Source organism: Rhizobium sp. BR 362, assembly GCF_036528765.1.
Taxonomy (GTDB): Bacteria; Pseudomonadota; Alphaproteobacteria; order Rhizobiales; family Rhizobiaceae; genus Rhizobium.
Genome location: NZ_JARWGH010000017.1, coordinates 56,367 through 77,920, shown reverse-complemented (window position 1 = coordinate 77,920; position 21,554 = coordinate 56,367). Strand labels below are relative to the sequence as shown.

21 protein-coding genes are annotated in these 21,554 nt (G+C 60.1%); 17 read left to right on the top strand and 4 right to left on the bottom strand.

From position 1 onward, the window contains the following. The first annotated feature begins 51 nt into the window (after positions 1-51). From QDY28_RS20030 to QDY28_RS19995, 8 genes are all read left to right on the top strand, one after another. Positions 52-2,454, top strand: coding sequence for an FdhF/YdeP family oxidoreductase (locus QDY28_RS20030; protein ID WP_331383401.1), 2,403 nt, complete (start codon positions 52-54; stop codon positions 2,452-2,454). Positions 2,455-2,479: 25 nt separating this feature from the next. After that, positions 2,480-3,085, top strand: a complete 606-nt coding sequence (locus tag QDY28_RS20025) for a c-type cytochrome (protein WP_331383400.1) — start codon at positions 2,480-2,482, stop codon at positions 3,083-3,085. Continuing rightward, a complete protein-coding gene (coxB, locus tag QDY28_RS20020) occupies positions 3,082-4,080 on the top strand; it encodes a cytochrome c oxidase subunit II (protein ID WP_331383399.1) in 999 nt (332 codons plus the stop codon). The genes QDY28_RS20025 and coxB overlap by 4 nt, the downstream gene beginning before the upstream one ends. Beyond that, entirely contained in the window at positions 4,077-5,990 is a 1,914-nt protein-coding gene (gene ctaD, locus QDY28_RS20015) for a cytochrome c oxidase subunit I (protein WP_331383398.1), read from the top strand. The genes coxB and ctaD overlap by 4 nt, the downstream gene beginning before the upstream one ends. Further along, the gene (locus QDY28_RS20010; protein WP_331383397.1) at positions 5,987-6,589 is read left to right on the top strand and encodes a cytochrome c oxidase subunit 3; all 603 of its coding nucleotides are present in this window, start codon (positions 5,987-5,989) and stop codon (positions 6,587-6,589) included. Before ctaD ends, QDY28_RS20010 begins: the two co-directional genes overlap by 4 nt. Further along, positions 6,589-6,897, top strand: a complete 309-nt coding sequence (locus QDY28_RS20005; RefSeq protein WP_331383396.1) for a hypothetical protein — start codon at positions 6,589-6,591, stop codon at positions 6,895-6,897. Before QDY28_RS20010 ends, QDY28_RS20005 begins: the two co-directional genes overlap by 1 nt. Continuing rightward, a complete protein-coding gene (locus QDY28_RS20000) occupies positions 6,885-7,781 on the top strand; it encodes a cytochrome c oxidase assembly protein (protein ID WP_442967565.1) in 897 nt (298 codons plus the stop codon). Before QDY28_RS20005 ends, QDY28_RS20000 begins: the two co-directional genes overlap by 13 nt. Positions 7,782-7,845: 64 nt before the next feature. Continuing rightward, positions 7,846-8,175, top strand: coding sequence for a c-type cytochrome (locus tag QDY28_RS19995; protein WP_442967564.1), 330 nt, complete (start codon positions 7,846-7,848; stop codon positions 8,173-8,175). A 5-nt stretch (positions 8,176-8,180) separates the two neighbouring features. On the opposite strand, the gene QDY28_RS19990 is transcribed toward QDY28_RS19995, so the two are convergent. Then, positions 8,181-9,086 carry a c-type cytochrome gene (locus tag QDY28_RS19990; protein ID WP_331383394.1) on the bottom strand — a complete coding sequence of 302 codons (906 nt, stop codon included), beginning with the start codon at positions 9,084-9,086 and terminating at the stop codon, positions 8,181-8,183. 129 nt (positions 9,087-9,215) lie between these two features. Next, positions 9,216-9,728 (bottom strand): ferritin-like domain-containing protein, encoded by a 513-nt coding sequence (locus QDY28_RS19985; protein ID WP_331383393.1) that lies wholly within the window; start codon positions 9,726-9,728, stop codon positions 9,216-9,218. A gap of 354 nt (positions 9,729-10,082) precedes the next feature. On the opposite strand from QDY28_RS19985, the gene QDY28_RS19980 reads away from it, so the two are divergent. After that, the gene (locus QDY28_RS19980; RefSeq protein ID WP_331383392.1) at positions 10,083-10,739 is read left to right on the top strand and encodes a hypothetical protein; all 657 of its coding nucleotides are present in this window, start codon (positions 10,083-10,085) and stop codon (positions 10,737-10,739) included. A 34-nt stretch (positions 10,740-10,773) separates the two neighbouring features. Here the strand turns inward: QDY28_RS19980 and QDY28_RS19975 are convergent, their stop codons facing one another. After that, positions 10,774-11,799 (bottom strand): Gfo/Idh/MocA family protein, encoded by a 1,026-nt coding sequence (locus tag QDY28_RS19975; protein ID WP_331383391.1) that lies wholly within the window; start codon positions 11,797-11,799, stop codon positions 10,774-10,776. Further along, positions 11,796-12,785, bottom strand: a complete 990-nt coding sequence (locus tag QDY28_RS19970; RefSeq protein WP_331383390.1) for an MDR/zinc-dependent alcohol dehydrogenase-like family protein — start codon at positions 12,783-12,785, stop codon at positions 11,796-11,798. Before QDY28_RS19970 ends, QDY28_RS19975 begins: the two co-directional genes overlap by 4 nt. A 251-nt stretch (positions 12,786-13,036) precedes the next feature. Here QDY28_RS19970 and QDY28_RS19965 point away from each other — a divergent pair, with 251 nt between their 5' ends. The 8 genes from QDY28_RS19965 to QDY28_RS19930 all read left to right on the top strand — a co-directional run bounded on the left by QDY28_RS19965 (position 13,037) and on the right by QDY28_RS19930 (position 21,501). Then, positions 13,037-14,143: an NAD-dependent epimerase/dehydratase family protein gene (locus QDY28_RS19965; RefSeq protein ID WP_331383389.1), complete on the top strand. Its 1,107-nt coding sequence runs from the start codon at positions 13,037-13,039 to the stop codon at positions 14,141-14,143. Continuing rightward, positions 14,140-15,210 (top strand): NAD-dependent epimerase/dehydratase family protein, encoded by a 1,071-nt coding sequence (locus QDY28_RS19960; RefSeq protein ID WP_331383388.1) that lies wholly within the window; start codon positions 14,140-14,142, stop codon positions 15,208-15,210. Before QDY28_RS19965 ends, QDY28_RS19960 begins: the two co-directional genes overlap by 4 nt. Positions 15,211-15,293: 83 nt before the next feature. Further along, a complete protein-coding gene (locus QDY28_RS19955) occupies positions 15,294-16,373 on the top strand; it encodes a glycosyltransferase family 4 protein (RefSeq protein ID WP_331383432.1) in 1,080 nt (359 codons plus the stop codon). Continuing rightward, positions 16,370-17,488, top strand: coding sequence for a CgeB family protein (locus tag QDY28_RS19950; RefSeq protein WP_331383387.1), 1,119 nt, complete (start codon positions 16,370-16,372; stop codon positions 17,486-17,488). The genes QDY28_RS19955 and QDY28_RS19950 overlap by 4 nt, the downstream gene beginning before the upstream one ends. Next, entirely contained in the window at positions 17,485-18,573 is a 1,089-nt protein-coding gene (locus QDY28_RS19945) for a CgeB family protein (RefSeq protein ID WP_331383386.1), read from the top strand. The genes QDY28_RS19950 and QDY28_RS19945 overlap by 4 nt, the downstream gene beginning before the upstream one ends. Continuing rightward, on the top strand, positions 18,570-19,676 hold the full coding sequence (locus QDY28_RS19940; RefSeq protein WP_331383385.1) for a CgeB family protein: 1,107 nt from the start codon (positions 18,570-18,572) through the stop codon (positions 19,674-19,676). Before QDY28_RS19945 ends, QDY28_RS19940 begins: the two co-directional genes overlap by 4 nt. A 20-nt stretch (positions 19,677-19,696) precedes the next feature. Beyond that, complete coding sequence (locus tag QDY28_RS19935; protein ID WP_331383384.1) at positions 19,697-20,728, top strand: UDP-glucuronic acid decarboxylase family protein; 1,032 nt, start codon at positions 19,697-19,699, stop codon at positions 20,726-20,728. A 2-nt stretch (positions 20,729-20,730) separates the two neighbouring features. Next, positions 20,731-21,501, top strand: coding sequence for a TIGR04290 family methyltransferase (locus tag QDY28_RS19930; RefSeq protein ID WP_331383383.1), 771 nt, complete (start codon positions 20,731-20,733; stop codon positions 21,499-21,501). Positions 21,502-21,554: the final 53 nt, after the last annotated feature.

Here is a 21,554-nt window from a genome sequence, read left to right as displayed (position 1 = left end):
GGAACAGAAGAGCTTGTTGTTGGTTCTTTGTGGGAATCGAGGATCTTCATCATGGCTACACAACCGACAAACGAACCAGCGAATACATCCCGCAAAACCACGGCAGGTGGATGGGGTTCCGCAAAATCGGTGAGTAAGATTCTGCTCCGGGAGCATATTCCGATCGCAGGCCCATCCCTCCTGGCGCATCAGAACAAGCCCGATGGTTACATGTGCGTGAGTTGCGCGTGGGGCAAGCCTGCCAAGCCCCATCCTTTGGAATTTTGCGAAAACGGCGCCAAGGCTACTAGCTGGGAGGTGACAAATCGGCGGGCGGATCGCGCCTTCTTCGCCGCACATACGCTCACCGAACTCGAAACCTGGCCTGATCATGATCTCGAAGAGCAGGGACGTCTGACGCATCCCATGCGCTGGGATGCCGAAACGGACAAATACGTGCCTGTCAACTGGCAGAACGCCTTCGAAGAAATCGGCCGCGAATTGAGGGCGGTAGCTCCTGAGAAGGTCGACTTCTATACCTCCGGCCGAGCATCACTCGAAACGGCCTATATGTATCAGTTGTTCGCACGCATATTCGGCAGCAACAATCTGCCGGATTCGTCGAACATGTGCCACGAGAGCACATCGGTCGCACTGCCGGAAAGCATTGGCGCTTCGATCGGCACGGCCATTCTGTCCGATTTCCAAAATTGCGACTGCATCTTCTATCTTGCGCAGAACGTCGGCACGTCTTCGCCGAGAATGCTTCACGACCTGCAGGACGCCGTCAACCGGGGCGTCAAGGTCGTCACCTTCAACCCCCTTCACGAGCCGGGGCTGCAGCATTTCGTCAATCCTCAGTTGCCGGGCCAGATGCTCACCGGCAAGGACACGCCGATCTCGTCGGAATACTACCAGGTCAAGAATGGTGGCGATATCGCAGCGCTTTTCGGCGTGTGCAAGGCGCTGATCGAGGCTGACGATGCACTGAAGGCATCGGGGATCAGCAAGGTTGCGGGAGCGGACGCGATCCCGGACGATATTTCGGATGCCGGCACGGTTGCCTTTGCCGCAGCGATGGCGGCCGCCGACAAAAAGCATGTCCTCGATCACGATTTCATCCGTGAGCATACCGCGGGTTTCGAGGAATTCGCTGCGGCCGCACGAAAATACGATTGGGCCGAGCTGGAGCGTGTCTCCGGCCTGACGCGGGCCCAGATGCAGCAGGCTGCTTCGACCTATGCCAACTCGAATGCGGTTCTGATGGTCTACGGCATGGGTCTTACTCAGCATGTCATGGGCGTTCAGAATGTCCACATGGTCGTCAATCTTGCGCTTCTTCGCGGCAACATTGGCAAGCCGGGAGCCAATATTTGCGCCGTGCGCGGCCATTCGAATGTTCAGGGCCAACGCACGGTCGGGATCACCGAAAAGCCGGGTCTCGTGCCGCTGGACAAGCTAGCCACGCTTTATCAATTCGAACCCCCGGAATGGATCGGCCACACCACGGTCGAGACATGCAAAGCGATCCTTAAGGGCGAGACACGGGCATTCGTCAGCCTCGGCGGAAATTTCCTGCGGGCTATCCCCGAAACCGTTGCGATGGAGAATGCATGGCGAAACCTGCGCCTGACCGTCCAGATCGCCACTAAGCTCAATCGCAGCCACGTCATTCACGGGCAAATCGCCTATCTCCTGCCATGTCTTGGCCGCATTGAAATCGACGAACAGGCGAGCGGACCACAGGCTGTGTCGATGGAAAGCTCTGTCGCGCATTTTCACGGCTCGCGCGGAAGGGCCAAGCCCGCCAGTCCGGAATTGCTTTCGGAGCCGGCAATCATCGCCGGCCTGGCAAAGGCGACGCTCACCAATGGGGTCGTGCCATGGGATCGCTGGGTGGATGACTATTCGACGATCCGCGACGCTATCGAGCAAACCTATCCGGAGACATTCAAGGACTTCAACAAGCGCATGTTCCATCCCGGGGGCATTCCAAGGCCGCTGCCGGCACGGGAGCGCAAGTGGGTCACTCGCAACGGCAAGGCCAATTTCATCACCCCTGACCGCCTGTTTCCAGAGTTTTCTGTGGATGCACAAAGCGCAGATGTCCTTCATCTCACCACCTTGCGTTCCAACGATCAGTTCAACACGACGATCTATGGCTACAGCGACCGCTATCGTGGTGTCGAAGGAACGAGGCGCGTTGTTTTCGTCAATACGGCCGACATTGCACGCCTGGGTTTCAGCAACGGTGAAGCCGTCGATCTGGTGACGGCAATCGATCCGGATACGGAGCGCCGGGTTTCAGGCTTCACAATCACGGCCTACGACCTTCCGGAAGGATGTTGCTGCGCCTATTATCCGGAAGCCAATCCCCTGTTTCCATTGGATCATCATGACACCAAGGCAAAAACGCCATCCTACAAGCTGCTGCCGGTGCGTCTTGTCCGCTCTGGCGTAGCCACCGCTCATTGAAGCCCGCACAGGTTGGAACATCGACATGTCGTGGGAGGTAGGAAGAGAAGCCTTTGATCGCGCATTCCTAATCGGCGCCTTTCTGGTGGCCCTTGGCGCGGCCGCCCTCGTCGGCAGTGCCCGCGAAGCGCGACAATATCGAACCGATCCCCCGGTCGGGGCCGCCCTGGACGAGCTCCGCCTGATGCCGAACGGTATCAGCGGCACGCCCCCGGAAATCTACTTCGCCCTCGGCAAGCCTTACGAGAAAACCGCTTATGATCTCAGCCAGGGTAAGAGGCTCTATTCTTCGTTCGGCTGTGGGGCATGCCACGGCGACGGGCGCGGCGGGGTCGGTCCTTCCTTCCTCGATGGCTGGTGGCTTTATGGCCCGGAGATGGTGTCGATCGCAGCCTCCATCCGCGATGGCCGCCCGCATGGAATGCCGGCTTTTCGCGACAAGATGACAATCGATGAGATCTGGCAGCTTGCGGGCTATGTCCAGACGATCGGTGCATATAAGGCCAAAACCACCGCGCCAAGCCGCAATGACGACACGCATACGCGCCCGGCGGAGAACCGCGCGCCGGCGGCAATCCTATTCGAAGAAGGCCCTGTCGGGATGAACCCCGAGCAGGGGCCGTCGCCTTGAAAGCGGGTGCTGCCGTTTTCTTGTCCCTGTCCGCAATCCTGATTGCAGGATGCAATGGCGCACAGTCGGCTCTGAATGCCGAGGGTGCTTCGGCCGTTCAGCTCAAACATCTCATCATCGGAATCGTGATCGTCTGCTCTGTGGTTTGGGCAGCGGTCATGATCGTTCTGGTCCTGGCATTGCTGCGATCCAGAACGCCGCGGCAAAATCCAAGCCCCGAGAGCGAGCGGCGAATGGGAAAGATCGTGACCGCGGCGGTGGCAGCGACCGTGCTGATCATTGCCGGCCTGACGATTGCGAGCTTCTATGCGACCCGTGGTCTCAGCGCGGCTCAGGATGCCGATCTGACGATCAAGGTGCGCGGCCAGCAATGGTGGTGGCAATTCTTCTATAACGAGGCCGACCCGGCCAAGGCGTTTCAGACGGCCAATGAGATGCACATTCCGGTCGGCGTGGATGTTCGCATCCAGCTCGAAAGTATCGATGTCATTCATTCCTTCTGGGTGCCGAGCCTCGCCGGCAAACGCGACCTCATTCCCGGCCGGCAGAACACCATAACCATCCGCGCGGACCGTCCGGGTGTTTATCGCGGTCAATGCGCGGAATTCTGTGGGCTGCAGCACAGTCACATGGCGCTGTTCGTCGTTGCCGAGGACATGGCCGACTACCAGCGCTGGGCTGCCGCACAGCGGGCCAACAGTGCATCGCCGGGGGACCCGGAAGCGATTGCTGGCAAGGCTCTCTTCATGCGTAAGCCCTGCGCCGCCTGTCACACCATACGCGGCACTGAGGCATCGGGGTCGACGGGGCCGGATTTGACTCATGTCGGCAGCCGCGAGACGATTGCGGCCGGCCTGCTTGACAATACCCGCGGTTCGCTTGCCGCATGGATCGCCGATCCCCAGACGCTGAAACCCGGAAACAACATGCCGATGGTGCCGCTCTCCAGCGACGAGTTGCGGCAGCTTTCCGCCTATATGGAAAGCCTGCGATGACGAAGGACGGCAAACCGACGCAACCGACGGATTTGATGCTGGGGGACGACGAGCTCGAACGGCGGCTGGCGCGGACCTGGATGACGCCAGCCGGCGTCTGGGGAGCTTTCACCACCGTCGATCACAAGATCATCGGCCGCCGCTACATCGCCACCGCTTTCGTCTTTCTCGCCATGGGCGGTCTGCTGGCGCTCGCGATGCGGCTGCAACTGGCGCGGCCGGAGGCGCGCTTCATCGGTCCGGATCGCTACAACCAGATATTCACGATGCATGGCGCGAACATGATGTTCCTGTTTGCCGTGCCCGTCATGGAAGCCATGGCGGTATATCTCGTGCCGCTCATGGTCGGCACGCGCAACATCGCCTTTCCGCGCTTGAACGCCTTTTCCTATTGGATCTTTCTGGCGGGCGGCCTGCTGTTATGGATCTCGTTTGCCCTGGATACCGCGCCCGATGTCGGATGGTTCGCTTATGTGCCCCTGTCCGGACCGCAATATGGCGCCGGCAAACGCGCCGACCTTTGGGCGCAGATGATCACCTTCACCGAGGTTTCGGCATTGGCTGTTGCGGTGGAAATTGTCGTTACCGTCTTCAAGCAGCGTGCGCCCGGCATGTCTCTGGACCGCATTCCGTTGTTTGTCTGGTCGATGGTCGTCACGGCTTTCCTCGTCATCATGGCCATGCCGGCAATCATGCTCGCCAGCTCATCGCTGATCATGGACCGCCTGATCGGAACACAGTTCTACAATCCGGCCGAGGGCGGTGATGTGTTGCTGTGGCAGCATCTGTTCTGGTTCTTCGGCCATCCCGAGGTCTATATCATCTTCCTCCCGGCCGTCGGCATGGTCTCGACGATCGTCGCGACCTTCTCGCGCCGGCCCGCATTCGGGTATCTTCCGCTGGTAATGGCGCTGATCGCCACGGGGATACTGGCTTTTGGCCTCTGGGTTCATCACATGTTCGTCGTCGGGCTGCCGCGGCTCGGCGAAAGCTTCTTTACCGCATCCAGCATGGCGATCGCCATTCCCGCCGGCGTCCAGATATTTTGCTGGCTGGCGACGCTGTGGGGCGGGCAACCCATATTCAAGACGCCGATGCTGTTCGTCCTCGGCTTCCTGGTGACCTTTGTCATTGGCGGCCTGACGGGAGTGATGGTTGCGTCGGTGCCGTTCGATACCCAGGTGCACGACACCTATTTCGTCGTCGCGCATTTCCACTACGTCCTGGTCGGCGGCGCCGTCTTTCCCTTGCTCGGCGCCATCTATTACTGGTTTCCCAAGATGACCGGCCGGATGATGAGCGAGACGCTTGGCCGCTGGGCGTTCGGGCTGATCTTCATCGGCTTCAATCTGACATTCTTTCCGATGCATATTCTAGGGCTCGAGGGCATGCCGCGGCGCATCTACACCTATCAGCCGGAAATGCCCTGGGCCGGCATAAATATGTTCGTCAGCCTGAGCGCCGTTATCCTTTCGCTGGGCTTCCTGGTCTTCTTCATCGATGTCCTCCGCAGCGCTCGATCCGGCCAGATCGCAAGCGAGAACCCCTGGGGCGCCTCGACGCTCGAATGGGCGACATCGTCACCGCCGCCATGCTTCAATTTCCGCCGCATTCCGGTGGTCGGCGCCCGCGATCCATTGTGGGCGCAGCCGGATGAGCTCACGGTGGCGGCCGGCTTGCGCACCGACCGGCGAGAATTGATCGTCAGCAGCGTCGTCGAGGCGCAACCGGAAGCCAGTGAGTCATCGCCGCGAAATTCGATCTGGCCGCTCTTAGCGGCTCTTGCCACCACTGTGATGCTGATCTGGTCGATCTTCTCGCCATGGGCCGTCGTATGGGGATCGATCCCGATCGGCATCACGTTGACGGGTTGGTTCTGGCCGAAACAAACGCCGGAGGATGAGTCGTGAAGGAGCGCGTCGTACTCGATGTTTCAAGGCTGCCGCCCCATGGCATGGGTACGGCGAGCCCGACCTGGTGGGGAACCTGCGCCTTCATGCTCATCGAAGGTTCGGGCTTCGCATTGGCGATCGCAGTGTATTTTTACCTGATGAGCATCGCCCCGCAATGGCCTATCAAAGCGCCAGCGCCGGGGCTTGTTCCCGGAACGGCCCTGACAGCTATATTGTTGGTAAGTGTCGTGCCGAATATCTTTTTGTCTCGCTGGGCGCGGCAAAGAGATCTGCTGAAGGTGCGGATCGGGCTGATCGTCATGTCGGTGCTCGGGGCGGTACCGCTGGTCCTGCGCGCTTTCGAATTCACAGTCCTTCACGTGCGCTGGGACGACAATGCCTATGGCACGATCATATGGACCATGTTGGGTCTTCATACGACCCACATCATCACGGACCTGATAGATACGATAGTTCTGACCTGTCTGATGTTCACGGGGCATGCCGACAATCCGCGCCGCTTCGGCGATGTGCAGGATAATGCGATGTACTGGAACTTTGTCGTCGTGGCTTGGATTCCCTTATACGCATGCATTTACTGGGTACCACGCCTATGATGACCGCGGCGACAAAATATGGGGGATTGATCCTTGCCCCTCTTATATGGGCCATCAACACCCAGCTCGGCCAAATCCTGCCCTATGTCGATTGTAGCCGTCGCACCTATTGGTCGCTTCTCACATCTGCCGTTGCTATCGTGCTTGCAGTCGCCAGTGCAGTGGTGCCGCAGGCCGGTTCCACGCCGGAGGAGGCCCGAACGGGACTGTTCATCCGCCATCTCAGCGTCCTGGTCGGGCTCGTCTTTGCCTTCGCGCTCCTGCTGCAGGGGGGAGCCACATGGCTCTTGAACGCATGCGAACACTAGGCGCCTTCATATTTCTGCTGATGACGGCCGAACAGGCTGCTGCGCACGGCGCAGAGGCACATCTATTTCATTCGGAATGGACGATCGATCCGTGGATTGTCACGCCCTTGACGATCGCTGCTCTTCTTTATGGCCGAGGTTCCTGGAGACTGTGGCGACGCGCCCGAACGAGCCGGCCCGTTGTGGCGAAGCGCGCCCTCTGCTACTGGGCGGGCTGGCTGACGCTCGCCGGCGCACTCATATCTCCGCTGCACTGGCTCGGAGAGCAACTTTTTACGTTTCACATGATCGAGCATGAAATCATCATGGCGATCTCCGCCCCGATGATTGTCATCGCGCGACCCGCCGGCATATTCCTGTGGGGCCTGCCGGACCGATTGAGGCGCTCGACGGGGAGGACGATGAGAAGAAGCTCCGTGCGGAGCACCTGGCGCTGGCTGAGCGGAGGAACTAACGCCACATTGCTGCATGCCGTCGCTATATGGGCGTGGCACGCGCCGGTCCTGTTCGATGCCGCCGTCAGCGATGTCACGTTGCATCGTCTGCAGCACCTGAGCTTTTTCGCCACTGCCGTCCTGTTCTGGTGGTCGATCTTCTGGCGCAGCAATCACGGCGTCGCGGCGTGGCATCTTTTCCTGACCATGCTACACACCGGCGCTCTCGGCGCCCTTATGGCGCTTGCGCCGCGCGTCCTTTATGTCGAGCAGACGCATGCTGCGGCAACATGGTGGCTCACGCCGCTGGAGGACCAGCAGCTCGCCGGCATGGTTATGTGGATTCCAGCCGGGACGATTTATGCCGGTGCGGCACTCGCAATGGCTGCGCTGTGGATCGCGAATGCCGGCCGGGGAGTGGAGCATGTTCAGCGCATCCGCCCTTCATAGATATCGCAATGCCTGGGTGGGCGCAGCAGCCATCGCGTTGCTCTGCGCTCTGATCGGCACGAACATGGCAAAGAACTCGGAGGAGCGCCGAGAGGCTGCGCGCGTGCTCGCCGGAGGCGGCGATCCCTCCCGCGCGCCGCCGATCTTCCGCCGATACGGCTGCACCGGATGCCATCAAATCCCCGGAATTCCCGGAGCGGACGGTCAAGTGGGCGGCGCCTTGTCGGGTCTTCAACAGCGGGTCTATATCGCGGGCGTGGTCAACAACACAGGCGACAATCTCGTGCATTGGATCGTGTCGCCGCAGGATTTCTCGCCCAGGTCCGCCATGCCGAGAACCGGGATTTCGGAGGCCGAGGCGCGCGATGTCGCCGCCTATCTTTACACGCATTAATCTGTTCAAGGGCGCGGCGTCGGACGGGCGGGTAGCGTCTTGATGTAGTGGGCGATAGCTTCGCGATCGCTCTGCGGCAGCATCGCCATGTTGGTGACGACCTCGGCCATGGACGAGCCGACGCGGCCGTGATCCGGTGTGTTGCCGCTCTTCAACACTTCCGCGATGTCGGCTTCGGACCAATGTCCAATCCGGCTCGGTGTGATGTTGGGAACGAAGCCTGTGCCCTCAGGGTCGATGCCGCCGGCAAACCGCGTTTCGGCCTTGATGGCACCGAAGAAATTGCGTGACGAATGGCATTCCGCACAATGGCCAACGGTCTCGACCAGATAGCCGCCGCGGGCGAGGACGGGATCGGCAGTGAGGGGCGCCTGCGTCTGCCCTACCCGGAAGAACAGGAGCTTCCACAAGCCCAACATGCGGCGTACACGGAACAGAAGAGACAGGTCATGCGGGGGCGGACGGCCGGAAACCGGAGGCAATGTTTTCAGATAGGCCCTTAGATCCTTGATGTCCTCAATCCGCATGCCGGTATAGTTCGTATAGGGAAACACGGGATAATAGTGCTGATGGCGAGGAGAAACGCCGCCGATCATGGCATTGGCGAGATCGACCGTGCTCCAGGCGCCTATGCCATCGACGGGATCGGATGAGATATTAGGTGCACGGAACGTGCCGAAGGGGGATGGGAGCGCGATGCCGCCGCCCAAGCTTAGCCGGTCCTGCTGGCCAGGAGTGGCGTGACAGGAGGCGCAGTCGCCGGCGGCAAAGATAAGCTGCCCCCGCGCCGGATCGCCGTTGCCTTGAAGGCGCGGATCATTCGCAGCAAAAGGTACGGTCGGTTTTGTCAAGAACCAGATCGCGGCGACAGCCACTGCGGCGGCGATGCACAGCCAAATCAGAATGCGCATGGTTCTATCGACCGATCCGGCGGAGCTTGAGTTGTGGCGCTCCCATAGAACTGACAATCGGGCCATCCGTTCCTTTTTGCGAATGACCTTCCCGAGATTGTCCGCTATCGATCGCATAGGACGGTTCCGTCAGACCTTGGCGGTCGCTCCACCTTCCCGCAGCAGCAGGAATTTCTGGGTGACAGCGGCTAGATTGGTGTCGAGCCATTTTGCCATTGCCTGCTCTTCGGCAAGATTGGACTGCAGGGCGGTCGTGGCGGCAGCAAAGCCGCCGGCGTCGGCGACGGTCAACAGGGATTTGTAGGCGGCGATCTCAAAGTTTTCGAATGCGAAGTTGGCAAAGGAATTCTTCAGGATCTCATCCCCCGCCATCGTGTGGCCCATGGCCGCCATCGCACCGGTGAACGACAAAGCCATATCCTTCAATGTCGAATGGTCTTCGTCCAGCCCGTCGAGAACTTCCTCAAGGCGTGTGATCTGGCCCTCGGTTTCCCGAATGTGCTGTTCGAGTTTCGCGGCCACTTCCGGATAGTTTTCGATGCGCGACAGTTGCGGCTTCATAATGCTGAGCGCCTGATTTTCCATCGCGTGTGCATTTCTGAGACCGGCGATAAAGACGTCGCGGATTTCGTTGTCTGCCATGGTGTCCTCCATAGGTTGGTAGCTCCGAACCTCAACCGGTCGGAGTTGTTCCCGTCAGAGGCTGATCGACGGGCAGAGGTGCGGCACATGTGCATCGCAGCAAAAAACTTCGGTCCGAGGGGTTTACAAGCAGTTCCTTGAATGGGACTCTGCTCATCGAGAGTTGTTTTGAGGCGCGCAGCGCGTTGCCTCGTGACAGTGGTGCGGTTGTCAAAATGACAGGCAACGCATCGTTGGATTGGCTCTTACCAACCAAATCAATCTGAGGCCAAAATGCGTTTTCGCATTGGCTTCGGCTGACGATGCAGCGCTCTGGCGCGCTGGCCTCGGTGCAAATGCAATTGGGCTTTTGTGATGAGATTCGTTTCAACAGGTATTTTTCTTGGGGTCCTCGCAGGTGCTGTGCCGCTTTCGCATAAGGCTTATGCCGGCGATCTAGTAATCTGGTCGCCAGTCAAGGTTGCCCCCCAGACCTATCACACGACGATCGGCTTTCGGCTGCCCATGGCGTGGGAAATGAGCGCGGGTGCGGATATCGGTCTTGGTAGCGCACCCGGCGGAACGATCCTGAGCGGTTCCGAACTCGCCACGCTTTGGGGAAGAGCGGTGGACGATCGCAGCAATTTTGCGAGCAGTTCAAGGCGCGAAGTTGCGGTGCGGCTGAACACGCTGACGGGCAGCGGAATGTTGTATCTTGGTCGGTCGCGAAACTGGAGCCTCTCGAATGATCTCGATATCCAGACGTTGCGATCGTTGAACGTCAGCTATGAGACGACGCAGACCGCGCCGGCCTCCATCACCGCCTCGCATGGGGTAAAGATGATCTTTCCTTGGACTGGAACGTCGATCTCGGCGAGCGGAGAGCTGACGGACACGACCAGCGCCTTCTCGAGCACGTTTGCCTTCAACCAAGCGATCGCGCCCAATCTCAATTTCACCGCTTCATTTACCGATCCCCTGACGTTGACGCCGGCAGGCGATGTGCGGGTCGACTATCGCATCAAATGGTAACAGGTGTAGTCCACGAGACGCGCAAACAGGGATTTCAGCGATCGTAGATGGCATCGAGTAATGCTGCCGAAGCAATCAACGTCTCGCATTCGGGATCGTAGGTTTCGCCGGCGGCGAGGCGCGTCGCCCATTCGGCGGCGGCGCGACCGCCCCATTCATCCGGCGGCGTCGCAAGCACCCCCGTCCGGGTTCCGCGATGGCGCTCGGCGATGAAATCGTAAAACGATCCATTGACGTTGCGCATAGTCGCGCCGCCCTCGTTTCCATAGAAGTCCGCGCTGATGATGGCATCGCAACCCGCATTCAGCCGCCATGAGCACGTCAGCCGCAAGACGGTGCCGGTCGACAGGGTGGCTGTTGCGACAGCGAAATCTTCGACCTCGTTGCTGTCGGCCCGAACCGGAGCGCCTTGCCGAAAGAGGCTGCTTTCCATCTTCGTCACGGCCGGAAAGTCGAGCGCCCAGAGCGCAAGGTCCGCCAGATGAATGCCGAGGTCCATGACACATCCCCCGCCCGAGAGGGCCTTGTCGTAGAACCAGGCCTTATCCGGTCCGTAGGCGTTGTGAAACACCATGTCCACCGCGAAGATATTGCCGAGTTCGCCGCTGCGGACGAGATCGCGGATGCTGCGCATGCCCTTTGTTTGGCGGTAGGAAAGATCGACACCCAGGAGCTTGTCTGCTGCCCGAGCTGCTTCGACGACGCGGTCGACTTCCCGCCGCGTGCGGCCCAGCGGCTTTTGGCAGAAAACCGCAATGCCGCGCTTCAGGGCCTCGATTGATTGCTGCGCATGCAATGCGCTGGGGGTCGCAATGACGATGCCGTCAAGGTCCTCCTTCAACAGCGCCTCGAAGGAGGCCACGACGGCCGCTCCGGGCGCGAGTTCGCGCGCTGCCTCCGCCATGTCCGGCGACGGATCGCAGATAACAGCCGCTTCGACCAGCCCCGTGTCCAAAACGGCTTTCATCCGGTGCCGCCCGATCCAGCCCACACCCAGGAAACCGATCCGGGGAGGACGGAGGACGCTGTGCTCTCCAATGTCGAGATCAAGTTCGCTCATGGGTAGACAATCAAAGCTTTGACAAAACCATCGGGGCGGTCTCGCGTCATGTTCAGAGCGTCATCGAGGCGCTCCAAGGGGAAGCGGTGAGTATAAAGCGGCGATGGATCGAGGCGGCCAGCGCGGATCGCCGTGACAGCATCGCGAATGCCTTCGATATAGATGGCGGGATCGCGCTCATGCGCGTTGACGACATCGAGACCGCGCCAGTTCCACAATTGCATATTGATCTGCCTCGGCCCATCCTGGTGGTAGCCGGCGACAATGAGGCGGCCACGTTCACGGGTCAGTTCGGCGGCGAGATCGAGAGGCCATTGCTTGCCGACAGCCTCGATGACCCTGTCGCAGAAGCGCCCATTGGTGATCTGCTTAACATGCTCGATGATCCGCCAGTGATCATCCAGGGGAATCGTCTCGCTCGCACCCGAACGCCTTGCGAGGTCGAGCGAAAATGGCCGGCGGGAAAGGGCGATGACGTGCGCACCGGCCGCCACGCAGAGCTGCGTCAGCAGGGCGCCGAGAAAGCCGATGCCGACGATCGCGACAGTCTGCCCGGCAACGATGTCGCTGCGCTTGAAGATATTCAGGGCGCAGCCCAGCGGTTCTCCAGGAAAGGGTTCGCCGTCGAATTCAGGGGGCAGACGGACGACGGCATTTTCATCGGCAATATCATGGGTGGCATAGGCGTGCTGACCGAGAGACGCCACGCGGTCGCCGATGGCGACGCTTTGAACATTCTCTCCGACGGCATCGACCACACCCCAGCCTTCGTGACCGAGCCCTCCTGGTTCTGTCGGAAATCGCATCCATTCGGGACCTGCCCATGGCGTCAAATTGGACGCGCAGACCCCGCAACCTTCGAGCTTGACGCGGAGCTGCCCCGGACCAGGTTGCGGAACGGGTATGTCTTCCACGCGCAGCCGTCCGGCTCCGGTTACGATGGCGGCCCTCATGGTTCCTATTTCCACCGGTGTGAGTAGGTTCATTGCTTCCTCCTGCAGGTGTCGCCGATCAAGCGCCCCACGCCAGCAGCGCCTCGAAGCTCGCCTAACTTTATTGGAACAGGCTTGTTCCTGAAGAAGTTGTTGATGAAGAAGGGCACCGCTGTGGTGCACTGCATGGCGGCATCATTGATGATGTCACAGGAGACAAAGATGTCATAGCTTGAGGAACATTCCTTAGGGCTCATGGTTCGGAGGCGATCAAAGGCGATCCAATCTACAGCTCAAGGTGAATGATGTCACGTATTCTTGTTACCGGTGGTTGCGGCTTCATTGGCCGTCACGTTACGGAAGAACTTCTCGAAAATGGATATGAGGTCCGCGTCCTCGATGCGTTGATCGATCAGGTGCATGGCGACGCTGAAGTTCATCTGTCCAGCGCTGCAGAGCTTATCCGTGGTGATGTGCGCGACAAACACGCCGTGCGGGAGGCGCTGCAGGATGTCGATGGCGTCGTCCATCTCGCCGCCGAGGTCGGCGTCGGACAGTCCATGTACGAGATCGCTCGCTATGTCGGCGGCAACGATCTCGGCACTGCGGTTCTCCTTGAAGCGATGATCGGCCTTCCGATCAAGCGTGCCGTCGTTGCCTCTTCTATGAGCGTCTACGGCGAGGGGATGTATGCATCGCGCGCGGGAGAGCATTTCGGCTTCATACGCCGCAACGGCACTCGCATCAGACAAGGACAATGGGATCCGCTGAGTCCGGATGGTGAGGCGCTTGTTCCGGCTCCGACCGATGAGGAAAAGCCGGTCGATCTCGCATCGATATACGCGCTCACTAAATTCGCACAGGAGCGTCAGTTCCTCATCTTCGGCGAGGCTTACGGCGTAGAAGCCGTGGCACTGCGGCTTTTCAACGTCTTCGGCGCCGGCCAGGCGCTCTCCAATCCCTATACCGGCGTCCTTGCGAATTTCGCCTCCCGCCTCGCCAACGGCCACCCGCCGATGATCTTCGAGGATGGCGAGCAGCGCCGGGATTTCGTGCATGTGCGCGACGTCGCGCGTGCCTTCCGCCTTGCCCTGGAGCAGCCTCGGGCTCCCGGTCATGTCATCAATATCGGCAGCGGCCAGGCCTATACAATTTCCCAGGTGGCCATGCTGCTGGCGGAGTCGATGGGCCTTGGCCACATCAGACCCGACATCACCGGCAAAGCCCGTTCCGGCGACATCCGGCATTGTTTCGCCGATATTTCCAAGGCCCGGGAACTGCTTGGCTTTGAACCGCGGCACCGTCTCGACAATTCGCTCGCCCCGTTTGCCGAATGGGTTCTCGCCACCGGCGCGGTTGACCGGAACGCCGAGATGACGAAGCACCTTCAAGAGCGAGGGCTTATGTCATGAGACCGGCAAGCGCGCCCATCGTTGTCGTCGGAGGCAGCGGCTTCATCGGCAGCAATCTCGCCGACAGCTATCTGAAGGATGGCGAGGAGGTCGTCATTCTCGACAATCTCAGCCGTCCCGGAGTCGACGCGAACCTCCGGTGGCTCAAGGCAAATCACGGAGAGCGCGTTCATCCGGTGCTCGCTGATATCCGCGACCTCAGCGCCATAGAGCCGGTTTTTTCGGATGCGAAGGCGGTCTTTCATCTTGCTGCTCAGACAGCGGTGACGACGAGCCTCGTTCATCCGATCGATGATTTCGAAACCAATGCGCGCGGAACGATCAACGTCCTGGAGGCAGTGCGCAAGGCGGGACGCAATGCGCCGCTGGTCTTTGCAAGCACCAACAAAGTGTATGGCGATATCGAGGACATTTCCATGCAAGACCTCGATGACCGGTACGTTCCGGCCGACGAGATGCTGCGTATGCATGGCTTCGACGAAAGGCGGAAACTGAATTTCTGCACACCCTATGGCTGCTCGAAAGGGGTCGCCGATCAATATGTGTTGGACTATGCCAAGTCCTTCGGCATGCCGACGGCGGCGCTTAGAATGAGCTGCATATATGGCCCACGGCAGTTCGGCACCGAGGACCAGGGCTGGGTTGCCCATTTTCTCACCTGTGCATTGCAAGGCATAAGAATCTCGATCTATGGCGACGGAAAACAGGTCCGCGACATTCTGCACGTGAACGATGCCGTCGCGGCCTACCGAGCCGTCATGCGGTCGATCGATAGCCTGAAGGGCAAGGCCTTCAACCTCGGTGGCGGTCCGCAAAACGCAATCAGTATCAACATGGCGCTGCACGAGATCCACCGATTGACCGGCCGCGCTGTCGAAACGGCAAAGGGCGACTGGCGAGCCGGCGACCAGCTTTATTTCGTCGCCGATACGCGAGCGCTGCAAAGCGCCGTCGGATGGGTGCCTCAAATAAGCTGGCGCGACGGTATCCGCGACCTGCATGATTGGCTGGTCGAAAATCGTTTTGCAGCTTCCCAGGTTCGCCAGCCGAGGAGGGTGACGGCATGAACGGCGCGCTCGGAGTGAACCAGGATCGCCTTTCGCTGCCGGCTTCTTTTCAAACTCAAGTCAGCCGGCCGCGCAACGTTCTGATGACACTCGACGCCGTCGGTGGAGTCTGGCGCTATGCGATGGATCTCGCCGGGGCCCTCAGACATTGCGGTGTGCAGACGGTCTTTGCCGGTCTCGGACCGCCACCATCCGCCGAGCGATCGCGGGAAGCCTGCGAGACCGGAACCTTGACGTGGCTTAACGTTCCGCTCGATTGGACGACGGAGAGTGAAGAGCGGCTCGATGTCATCCCCGATCTCCTGGCGGGGCTTGCGGCGGAGCATTCCATCGACTTGCTCCATCTCAATTTGCCGTCGCAGGCGGCAGGCCTGAATATCGATTTGCCGGTGATCGTAGTCTCGCATTCCTGCGTCGTTACCTGGTTCGAGACTGTCAGGGCTTGCAATGTTCCCGCCGGTTGGCTCTGGCAGGAGCGCCGGAACAGGCTTGGGTTCGATCGTGCCGATGCCGCCATGGCGCCGAGCCGCAGCCATGCGGACGCTCTTCGCCGCAGCTACGGGCCGATCGACAATATCGAGATCGTCTACAATTCCTGCCGTTTCGAACCAATGCCGGTGCCGAAAGAGGAGTTCGTTCTGGCTGCCGGCCGGTGGTGGGACGAAGGCAAGAACGGCGCCGTTCTGGATCAAGCCGCGAGCCTCTGTCGCGCCCGCGTGCTAATGGCGGGGCCGCCCGACGGACCCGCCGGCCAGCACATCGCCATCTGCAATGCGACCTGCCTCGGCGAGCTGCCGCATCAGGAGATAATGGCGCTCATGGCAAAAGCCGCGATCGTTGTCTCTCCCTCCATTTATGAACCATTCGGCCTTGCCGCCCTCGAAGGAGCACGCGCCGGCGCCGCGCTGGTCCTGGCCGATATTCCCACCTACCGCGAGATTTGGAACGGCGCGGCGCTTTTTGCCGATCCGCATAATCCGCAATCATTTGCGGATGCGATCAACAGGCTCATGGATGATGCCGCGATGCGAACTGCCCTTGGCGGCCTCGCGCAGCGGCGCTCGCGCGACTTTTCCGTCGAAGCGCAATGCCTGTCGCTTCTGAATGTCTATTCGCGCGCCATGCAGCGATCCTGCGGCCTGCGGCAAAGGGGCAAACTATGAAGTTTCTTTTCTATACTCATTCTCTCGTGTCCGACTGGAATCACGGCAACGCACATTTTCTGCGTGGGGTCATGCGCGATCTCATCAGGCGCGGCCATGATACCGTCGCGCTGGAACCGGCGGGATCGTGGAGCCGAGCCAACCTGTTGAGAGACCAGGGGCAGGGCGCGATCGTGGCTTTCCACCGCGCCTTTCCGCGGCTGCATTCGACTTCGTATGACGACGGCTTCGACCACGAGTCGGCGGTCGGCGCGGCCGATGTCGTCGTCGTGCATGAATGGACCGATCCGGCGCTGGTTGCACGCTTGGGCAAGGCGAGACGGCAAGGCGGCAGGTTCGCTCTCGTCTTTCACGATACGCATCATCGGGCGGTGTCGGCGCGAGGAGACATAGCAGCCCTCGCTCTCGAGGACTACGACATTGTCCTGACCTTCGGCGAGACGCTGAGAGAACGTTATCTGCGGGCCGGGTGGGGGCGCAATGTCTTCACCTGGCATGAGGCTGCGGACGATGCGCTCTTCAAGCCCGTGCCCGATGTCGAGAAGAAGGGCGATCTGATCTGGATCGGCAATTGGGGTGACGGCGAGCGCAGCGCTGAGATCGCATCTTTCTTGATCGATCCGAGCCGCCGTCTTGGACCGAATACCGTCACGACCGTTCGCGGAGTGCGCTATCCCGCGCTGGCACTGGAAGCTCTTCAGAAAGCCGGCATAAATTATGGCGGCTGGATCGCCAATGCAGAGGTGCCGCGCGCTTTCGCGGAAAATCGGGTCACCATGCATATTCCGAGGCGGCCTTATGTCGAGGCATTGCCCGGCATACCCACCATCCGGATGTTCGAGGCGCTCGCCTGCGGCATCCCTTTGATATCGGCGCCATGGAATGACGTCGAAGGCCTGTTCCGGGCCGGCAAGGATTTCCTCTTTGCCAGGGATGGCAATGAGATGACGCGCTTGCTGCGCGAGGTTCTTTCCGACCAATCCTTCGCGTCGGACCTCGCAGCTAGCGGACTGGAGACCATTCGCACGCGCCATACCTGCCGTCATCGCGTCGATGAACTGTTCGGCATCCTCGAGCGGCATGGCGTGCTCGGTCAGAGGGAGGTGGCGGAATGAAGATCGCCTTCTATGGATCCAGCCTCCTCTCCGCCTATTGGAACGGCGCGGCAACATATTATCGGGGCCTGCTGCGCGCCCTTGCGCAAAGAGGCTATCAGATCACCTTCTACGAGCCGGATGTCTATCAGCGGCAGCAAAATCGTGACATCGATCCGCCGGAGTGGTGCAATGTGGTGGTCTATCAAGGCACGGTTGAAGCGCTGAAAAACGTCGCCGCCGAGGCAGCACTTGCGGATATCGTTGTTAAGGCAAGCGGCGTCGGCTTTGAGGACGACCTGCTCCTGCAGCAGGTGATGAAGGCGACCCGCCCCGAGGCGCTCAAGATATTCTGGGATGTCGACGCGCCGGCAACGCTGGCCGAACTGAAGGAATCCTCCGAACATCCCCTGCGAAAAGCGCTTGCCGATCTCGACCTAGTTCTGACCTATGGCGGCGGCGATCCCGTTGTCGCGGCCTATCGCGCGATCGGAGCGGCAAGCTGTGTACCAATCTACAATGCGCTCGATCCGGAAACCCATCATCCCGTTGCCAGCGATCGCCGTTTCGAAGCGGATCTCGGCTTTCTCGGCAATCGGCTTCCCGATCGCGAAGCGCGGGTCGAAACCTTCTTTCTTCAACCGGCCGCAAACTCAAGCGACCTTCGCTTCCTCCTTGGCGGCTCGGGATGGCAGGACAAGCCGATGACGCCGAACGTCAACTATATCGGCCACGTCTCGACGCGGGATCACAATGCTTTCAATGTGACCCCGAAGGCCGTCCTCAACATTTCCCGCGAGAGCATGGCCCAGAACGGTTTTTCACCTGCTACCCGCGTCTTCGAGGCCGCCGGTGCCGGCGCTTGTTTGATCACGGACCATTGGGAAGGCATCGATCATTTCCTGAAGCCGGACGAGGAGATCCTGGTCGCCCGGGATGGACGGGATGTCCAAGACATCCTCGCCAGTTTGACAATCGAGCGTGCGGCTGACATCGGCAGGAGCGCGCTTCAAAGGGTCCTTCGTGAACATACCTATCAGCATCGCGCCGTCGAAGTGGACCGCCTGTTCCGGTCGCATTCGGGCAGGAAGGAAGCGGCGGAATGAACCGGCCTCTCGATATCGTCGTTCTCGGCCTTTCGCTGTCTTCCTCGTGGGGCAATGGTCATGCCACCACCTTCCGCGCGCTTTTGAGAGGTTTGCAGGAGGAGGGCCATAAAGTCCTCTTCCTCGAACGCGATGTTCCCTGGTATGCGGCGGAGCGCGACCTGCCGGATCCGGATTTCTGCGAGCTTTCATATTATCATGCCGTCGACGAGCTCATTGCGCGCTACCGGCGCCGCCTGACGTCGGCCGATGCCGTCATCATCGGCTCCTACGTGCCGGAGGGCGTTGCGGTCATCGATGCCGTCGCCGCTCTGCGCCCCCGTCTTTTATGTTTCTATGACATCGACACGCCGGTGACGCTCGCAAAACTCGATCGAAACGATGAGGAATATGTCGCGCTCCGCCAGATGTCGTTGTTCGATATCTACTTCTCTTTCTCCGGCGGAGAGGTGATCGACCGGCTTGAAACGCGCTACGGCGTGTCGCAGGGCACAGCCCTTTATTGCTCCGTCGATGCGGAGCGCTATAGAAATACGCGCGAAGACCTCGAATGGGACCTCGGTTACCTCGGCACCTATAGTGCGGACCGCCAGCCCATGCTCGAAAGATTGCTGATCGAGCCGGCACGTCAACTGCCGATGATGCGTTTCGTCGTTGCAGGCCCGCAATATCCGGATTATATCGAATGGCCCGCCAATGTTGCCCGTATCGAGCATCTTCCGCCGGCTGATCATCCCTCCTTCTACAGCCGACAGCGATTCACGCTCAATTTGACGCGTGCCGTGATGACCGCAGCCGGCTGGTCGCCGAGCGTTCGCCTCTTCGAAGCCGCCGCCTGCCGCACTCCGATTATCAGCGATTTTTGGAGAGGCCTGGATGAGCTGTTTGCGAAAGACGAAGCCATCATCATCGCTCGTGACGCTTCCGAGGTCGTCGAAGCCTTGATTTGCCTGCCAGCCGAAAAGCGGCAGCGAATGGCGGATGCCGCCTATCGGATTGTGCATGACCACCACACGGGTCGCGCCAGGGCAAGGCAATTGGTCTCGGCGCTCGTCATTAGCCGCCAGCGAGCCGATCGGTCGGCCCAAGGTATTTCCGCGTAACGGTACAAAGGAGAAATCGCATGCGGCATGGGACCAAAAGAAACATTCTCGTTGCCGGTGGTGCGGGATTTGTCGGCTCGCATCTTTGCGATGCGCTGCTTGCCAGTGGCGACAAGGTAATCTGTGTCGACAGCTTCCTGACGGGTTCGCCCGACAATATACTGGCGCTGCAGAACCATCCGGATTTCACCTTCATCAAGCAGGATATCTGCGATGAGCTGGATATTCGCCAACCGATCGACCAGATCTATAATCTGGCTTGCCCGGCATCTCCGCCTTTTTATCAGGCAGACCCGATCCACACCATGATGACGAGCGTTACCGGCACCGGCAATCTGCTGCGGCTCGCAGCGCGTCACGGCGCGTCGTTTCTGCAGGCGTCCACGAGCGAGGTTTACGGCGACCCGGAGGAGCATCCGCAGCGGGAAGACTATTGGGGCCATGTCAATTGCATCGGACCCCGCGCCTGCTACGACGAAGGAAAGCGGGCGGCCGAGACGCTCTGCTTCGATAGCCTTCGCACGGGCCAGGTGGATGCGCGCGTCGTCCGCATCTTCAATACCTACGGTCCGCGCATGCAGCCCAATGACGGACGCATCGTTTCCAATCTCATAGTGCAAGCGCTGCGCAACGAGCCTTTGACGATCTATGGGGACGGGGCGCAGACCCGATCCTTCTGCTATGTCTCCGATCTCGTCGACGGGCTGATACGGCTGATGAATGTCCAACCGAATGCCGGCCTGCCGGTCAATCTCGGCAATCCCGGCGAATTCACCATTGCCGAACTGGCGGAAATGGTCCTGACGATGGTGCCGACCCGTTCGACGATCGTTCACAGGCCGCTGCCCCAGGACGATCCGCAGCGGCGGCGTCCGGACATTTCACGGGCGAAGCAGTTGTTGCATTGGGAGCCGAAAGTTGCCCTGGCCGAGGGCTTGGCGCATACGATCGCCTGGTTCAGCCACACGCTTGCCGAAAAGCCGGTCGTTCAGCGCGCAAACCGTCGGCGCATGGCGATCAAGGATTCGACTGGATTAACGCTCGGAGCGTGACGATGACCATCGAGGCGGAAAAGCACGGAGATTTGCGCCGACGAATTGCGGAACTCGGCCCCTGGTTTCACAACCTTCGGATCGAAGGCATCGAGACCGCGCCCGACCATTTTCTTGGCGATTATCCGAGTTTCAAGTGGCGGCATTTCAAAGACGTGGTGCCGGCAGATCTCAAAGGCTGGAGCGTTCTCGATATCGGCTGCAATGCAGGCTTTTACTCATTGGAAATGAAGCGGCGCAACGCCGACCGTGTGGTCGCGATCGATACCGATCCGCATTATCTCCGCCAGGCGGAGTTCGTGGCGGCCCAAAGTGGCGTCGATATCGAACTTCGCCAGATGTCGGTCTACGACATCGCCCAGCTCAAGGAAAAATTCGATCTCGTGATTTTCATGGGTGTCCTTTATCACCTGCGCCATCCTCTTCTTGCTTTGGACCTGCTTCGTGAGCACGTCGTCCGCGATCTCATGCTCTTTCAGTGCATGCAGCGCGGTGCAGAAACAATTCCGGAACTGGCGAACGATTACGATTTTTCCGAGCGCAGTATCTTCGACCGGCCCGATTATCCGAAGCTGTTCTTCATCGAGAGCCGCTATGCGGGCGACCCGACAAACTGGTTCATTCCGAACAAGGCGGCAGCGGAAGCGATGCTTCGAAGCGCGGGCTTCACCATACTTCAAAATCCCGAGCCCGAGGTCTATCTGCTTGGGTGTGGCGAGCGGGACTATGCCATCGAAATCCCTTCGATCCTCAGCGGATCCAATAGTGGCTGACGGAAGCGACCCTGCGGTCGACTTGCGGAAGGGCGATGGCAACCAAAAGGCGC

What these genes read in the sequence shown, in the direction of transcription:
- QDY28_RS20030 (WP_331383401.1), top strand. Translation starts at nt 52, where the DNA reads ATGGCTACACAACCGACAAACGAACCAGCGAATACATCCCGCAAAACC.
- QDY28_RS20025 (WP_331383400.1), top strand. Translation starts at nt 2,480, where the DNA reads ATGTCGTGGGAGGTAGGAAGAGAAGCCTTTGATCGCGCATTCCTAATC.
- ctaD (WP_331383398.1), top strand. Translation starts at nt 4,077, where the DNA reads ATGACGAAGGACGGCAAACCGACGCAACCGACGGATTTGATGCTGGGG.
- QDY28_RS20005 (WP_331383396.1), top strand. Translation starts at nt 6,589, where the DNA reads ATGACCGCGGCGACAAAATATGGGGGATTGATCCTTGCCCCTCTTATA.
- QDY28_RS20000 (WP_442967565.1), top strand. Translation starts at nt 6,885, where the DNA reads ATGCGAACACTAGGCGCCTTCATATTTCTGCTGATGACGGCCGAACAG.
- QDY28_RS19995 (WP_442967564.1), top strand. Translation starts at nt 7,846, where the DNA reads ATGGCAAAGAACTCGGAGGAGCGCCGAGAGGCTGCGCGCGTGCTCGCC.
- QDY28_RS19990 (WP_331383394.1), bottom strand. Translation starts at nt 9,086, where the DNA reads ATGCGCATTCTGATTTGGCTGTGCATCGCCGCCGCAGTGGCTGTCGCC.
- QDY28_RS19985 (WP_331383393.1), bottom strand. Translation starts at nt 9,728, where the DNA reads ATGGCAGACAACGAAATCCGCGACGTCTTTATCGCCGGTCTCAGAAAT.
- QDY28_RS19980 (WP_331383392.1), top strand. Translation starts at nt 10,083, where the DNA reads ATGAGATTCGTTTCAACAGGTATTTTTCTTGGGGTCCTCGCAGGTGCT.
- QDY28_RS19975 (WP_331383391.1), bottom strand. Translation starts at nt 11,799, where the DNA reads ATGAGCGAACTTGATCTCGACATTGGAGAGCACAGCGTCCTCCGTCCT.
- QDY28_RS19970 (WP_331383390.1), bottom strand. Translation starts at nt 12,785, where the DNA reads ATGAACCTACTCACACCGGTGGAAATAGGAACCATGAGGGCCGCCATC.
- QDY28_RS19965 (WP_331383389.1), top strand. Translation starts at nt 13,037, where the DNA reads ATGTCACGTATTCTTGTTACCGGTGGTTGCGGCTTCATTGGCCGTCAC.
- QDY28_RS19960 (WP_331383388.1), top strand. Translation starts at nt 14,140, where the DNA reads ATGAGACCGGCAAGCGCGCCCATCGTTGTCGTCGGAGGCAGCGGCTTC.
- QDY28_RS19955 (WP_331383432.1), top strand. Translation starts at nt 15,294, where the DNA reads ATGACACTCGACGCCGTCGGTGGAGTCTGGCGCTATGCGATGGATCTC.
- QDY28_RS19950 (WP_331383387.1), top strand. Translation starts at nt 16,370, where the DNA reads ATGAAGTTTCTTTTCTATACTCATTCTCTCGTGTCCGACTGGAATCAC.
- QDY28_RS19945 (WP_331383386.1), top strand. Translation starts at nt 17,485, where the DNA reads ATGAAGATCGCCTTCTATGGATCCAGCCTCCTCTCCGCCTATTGGAAC.
- QDY28_RS19940 (WP_331383385.1), top strand. Translation starts at nt 18,570, where the DNA reads ATGAACCGGCCTCTCGATATCGTCGTTCTCGGCCTTTCGCTGTCTTCC.
- QDY28_RS19935 (WP_331383384.1), top strand. Translation starts at nt 19,697, where the DNA reads ATGCGGCATGGGACCAAAAGAAACATTCTCGTTGCCGGTGGTGCGGGA.
- QDY28_RS19930 (WP_331383383.1), top strand. Translation starts at nt 20,731, where the DNA reads ATGACCATCGAGGCGGAAAAGCACGGAGATTTGCGCCGACGAATTGCG.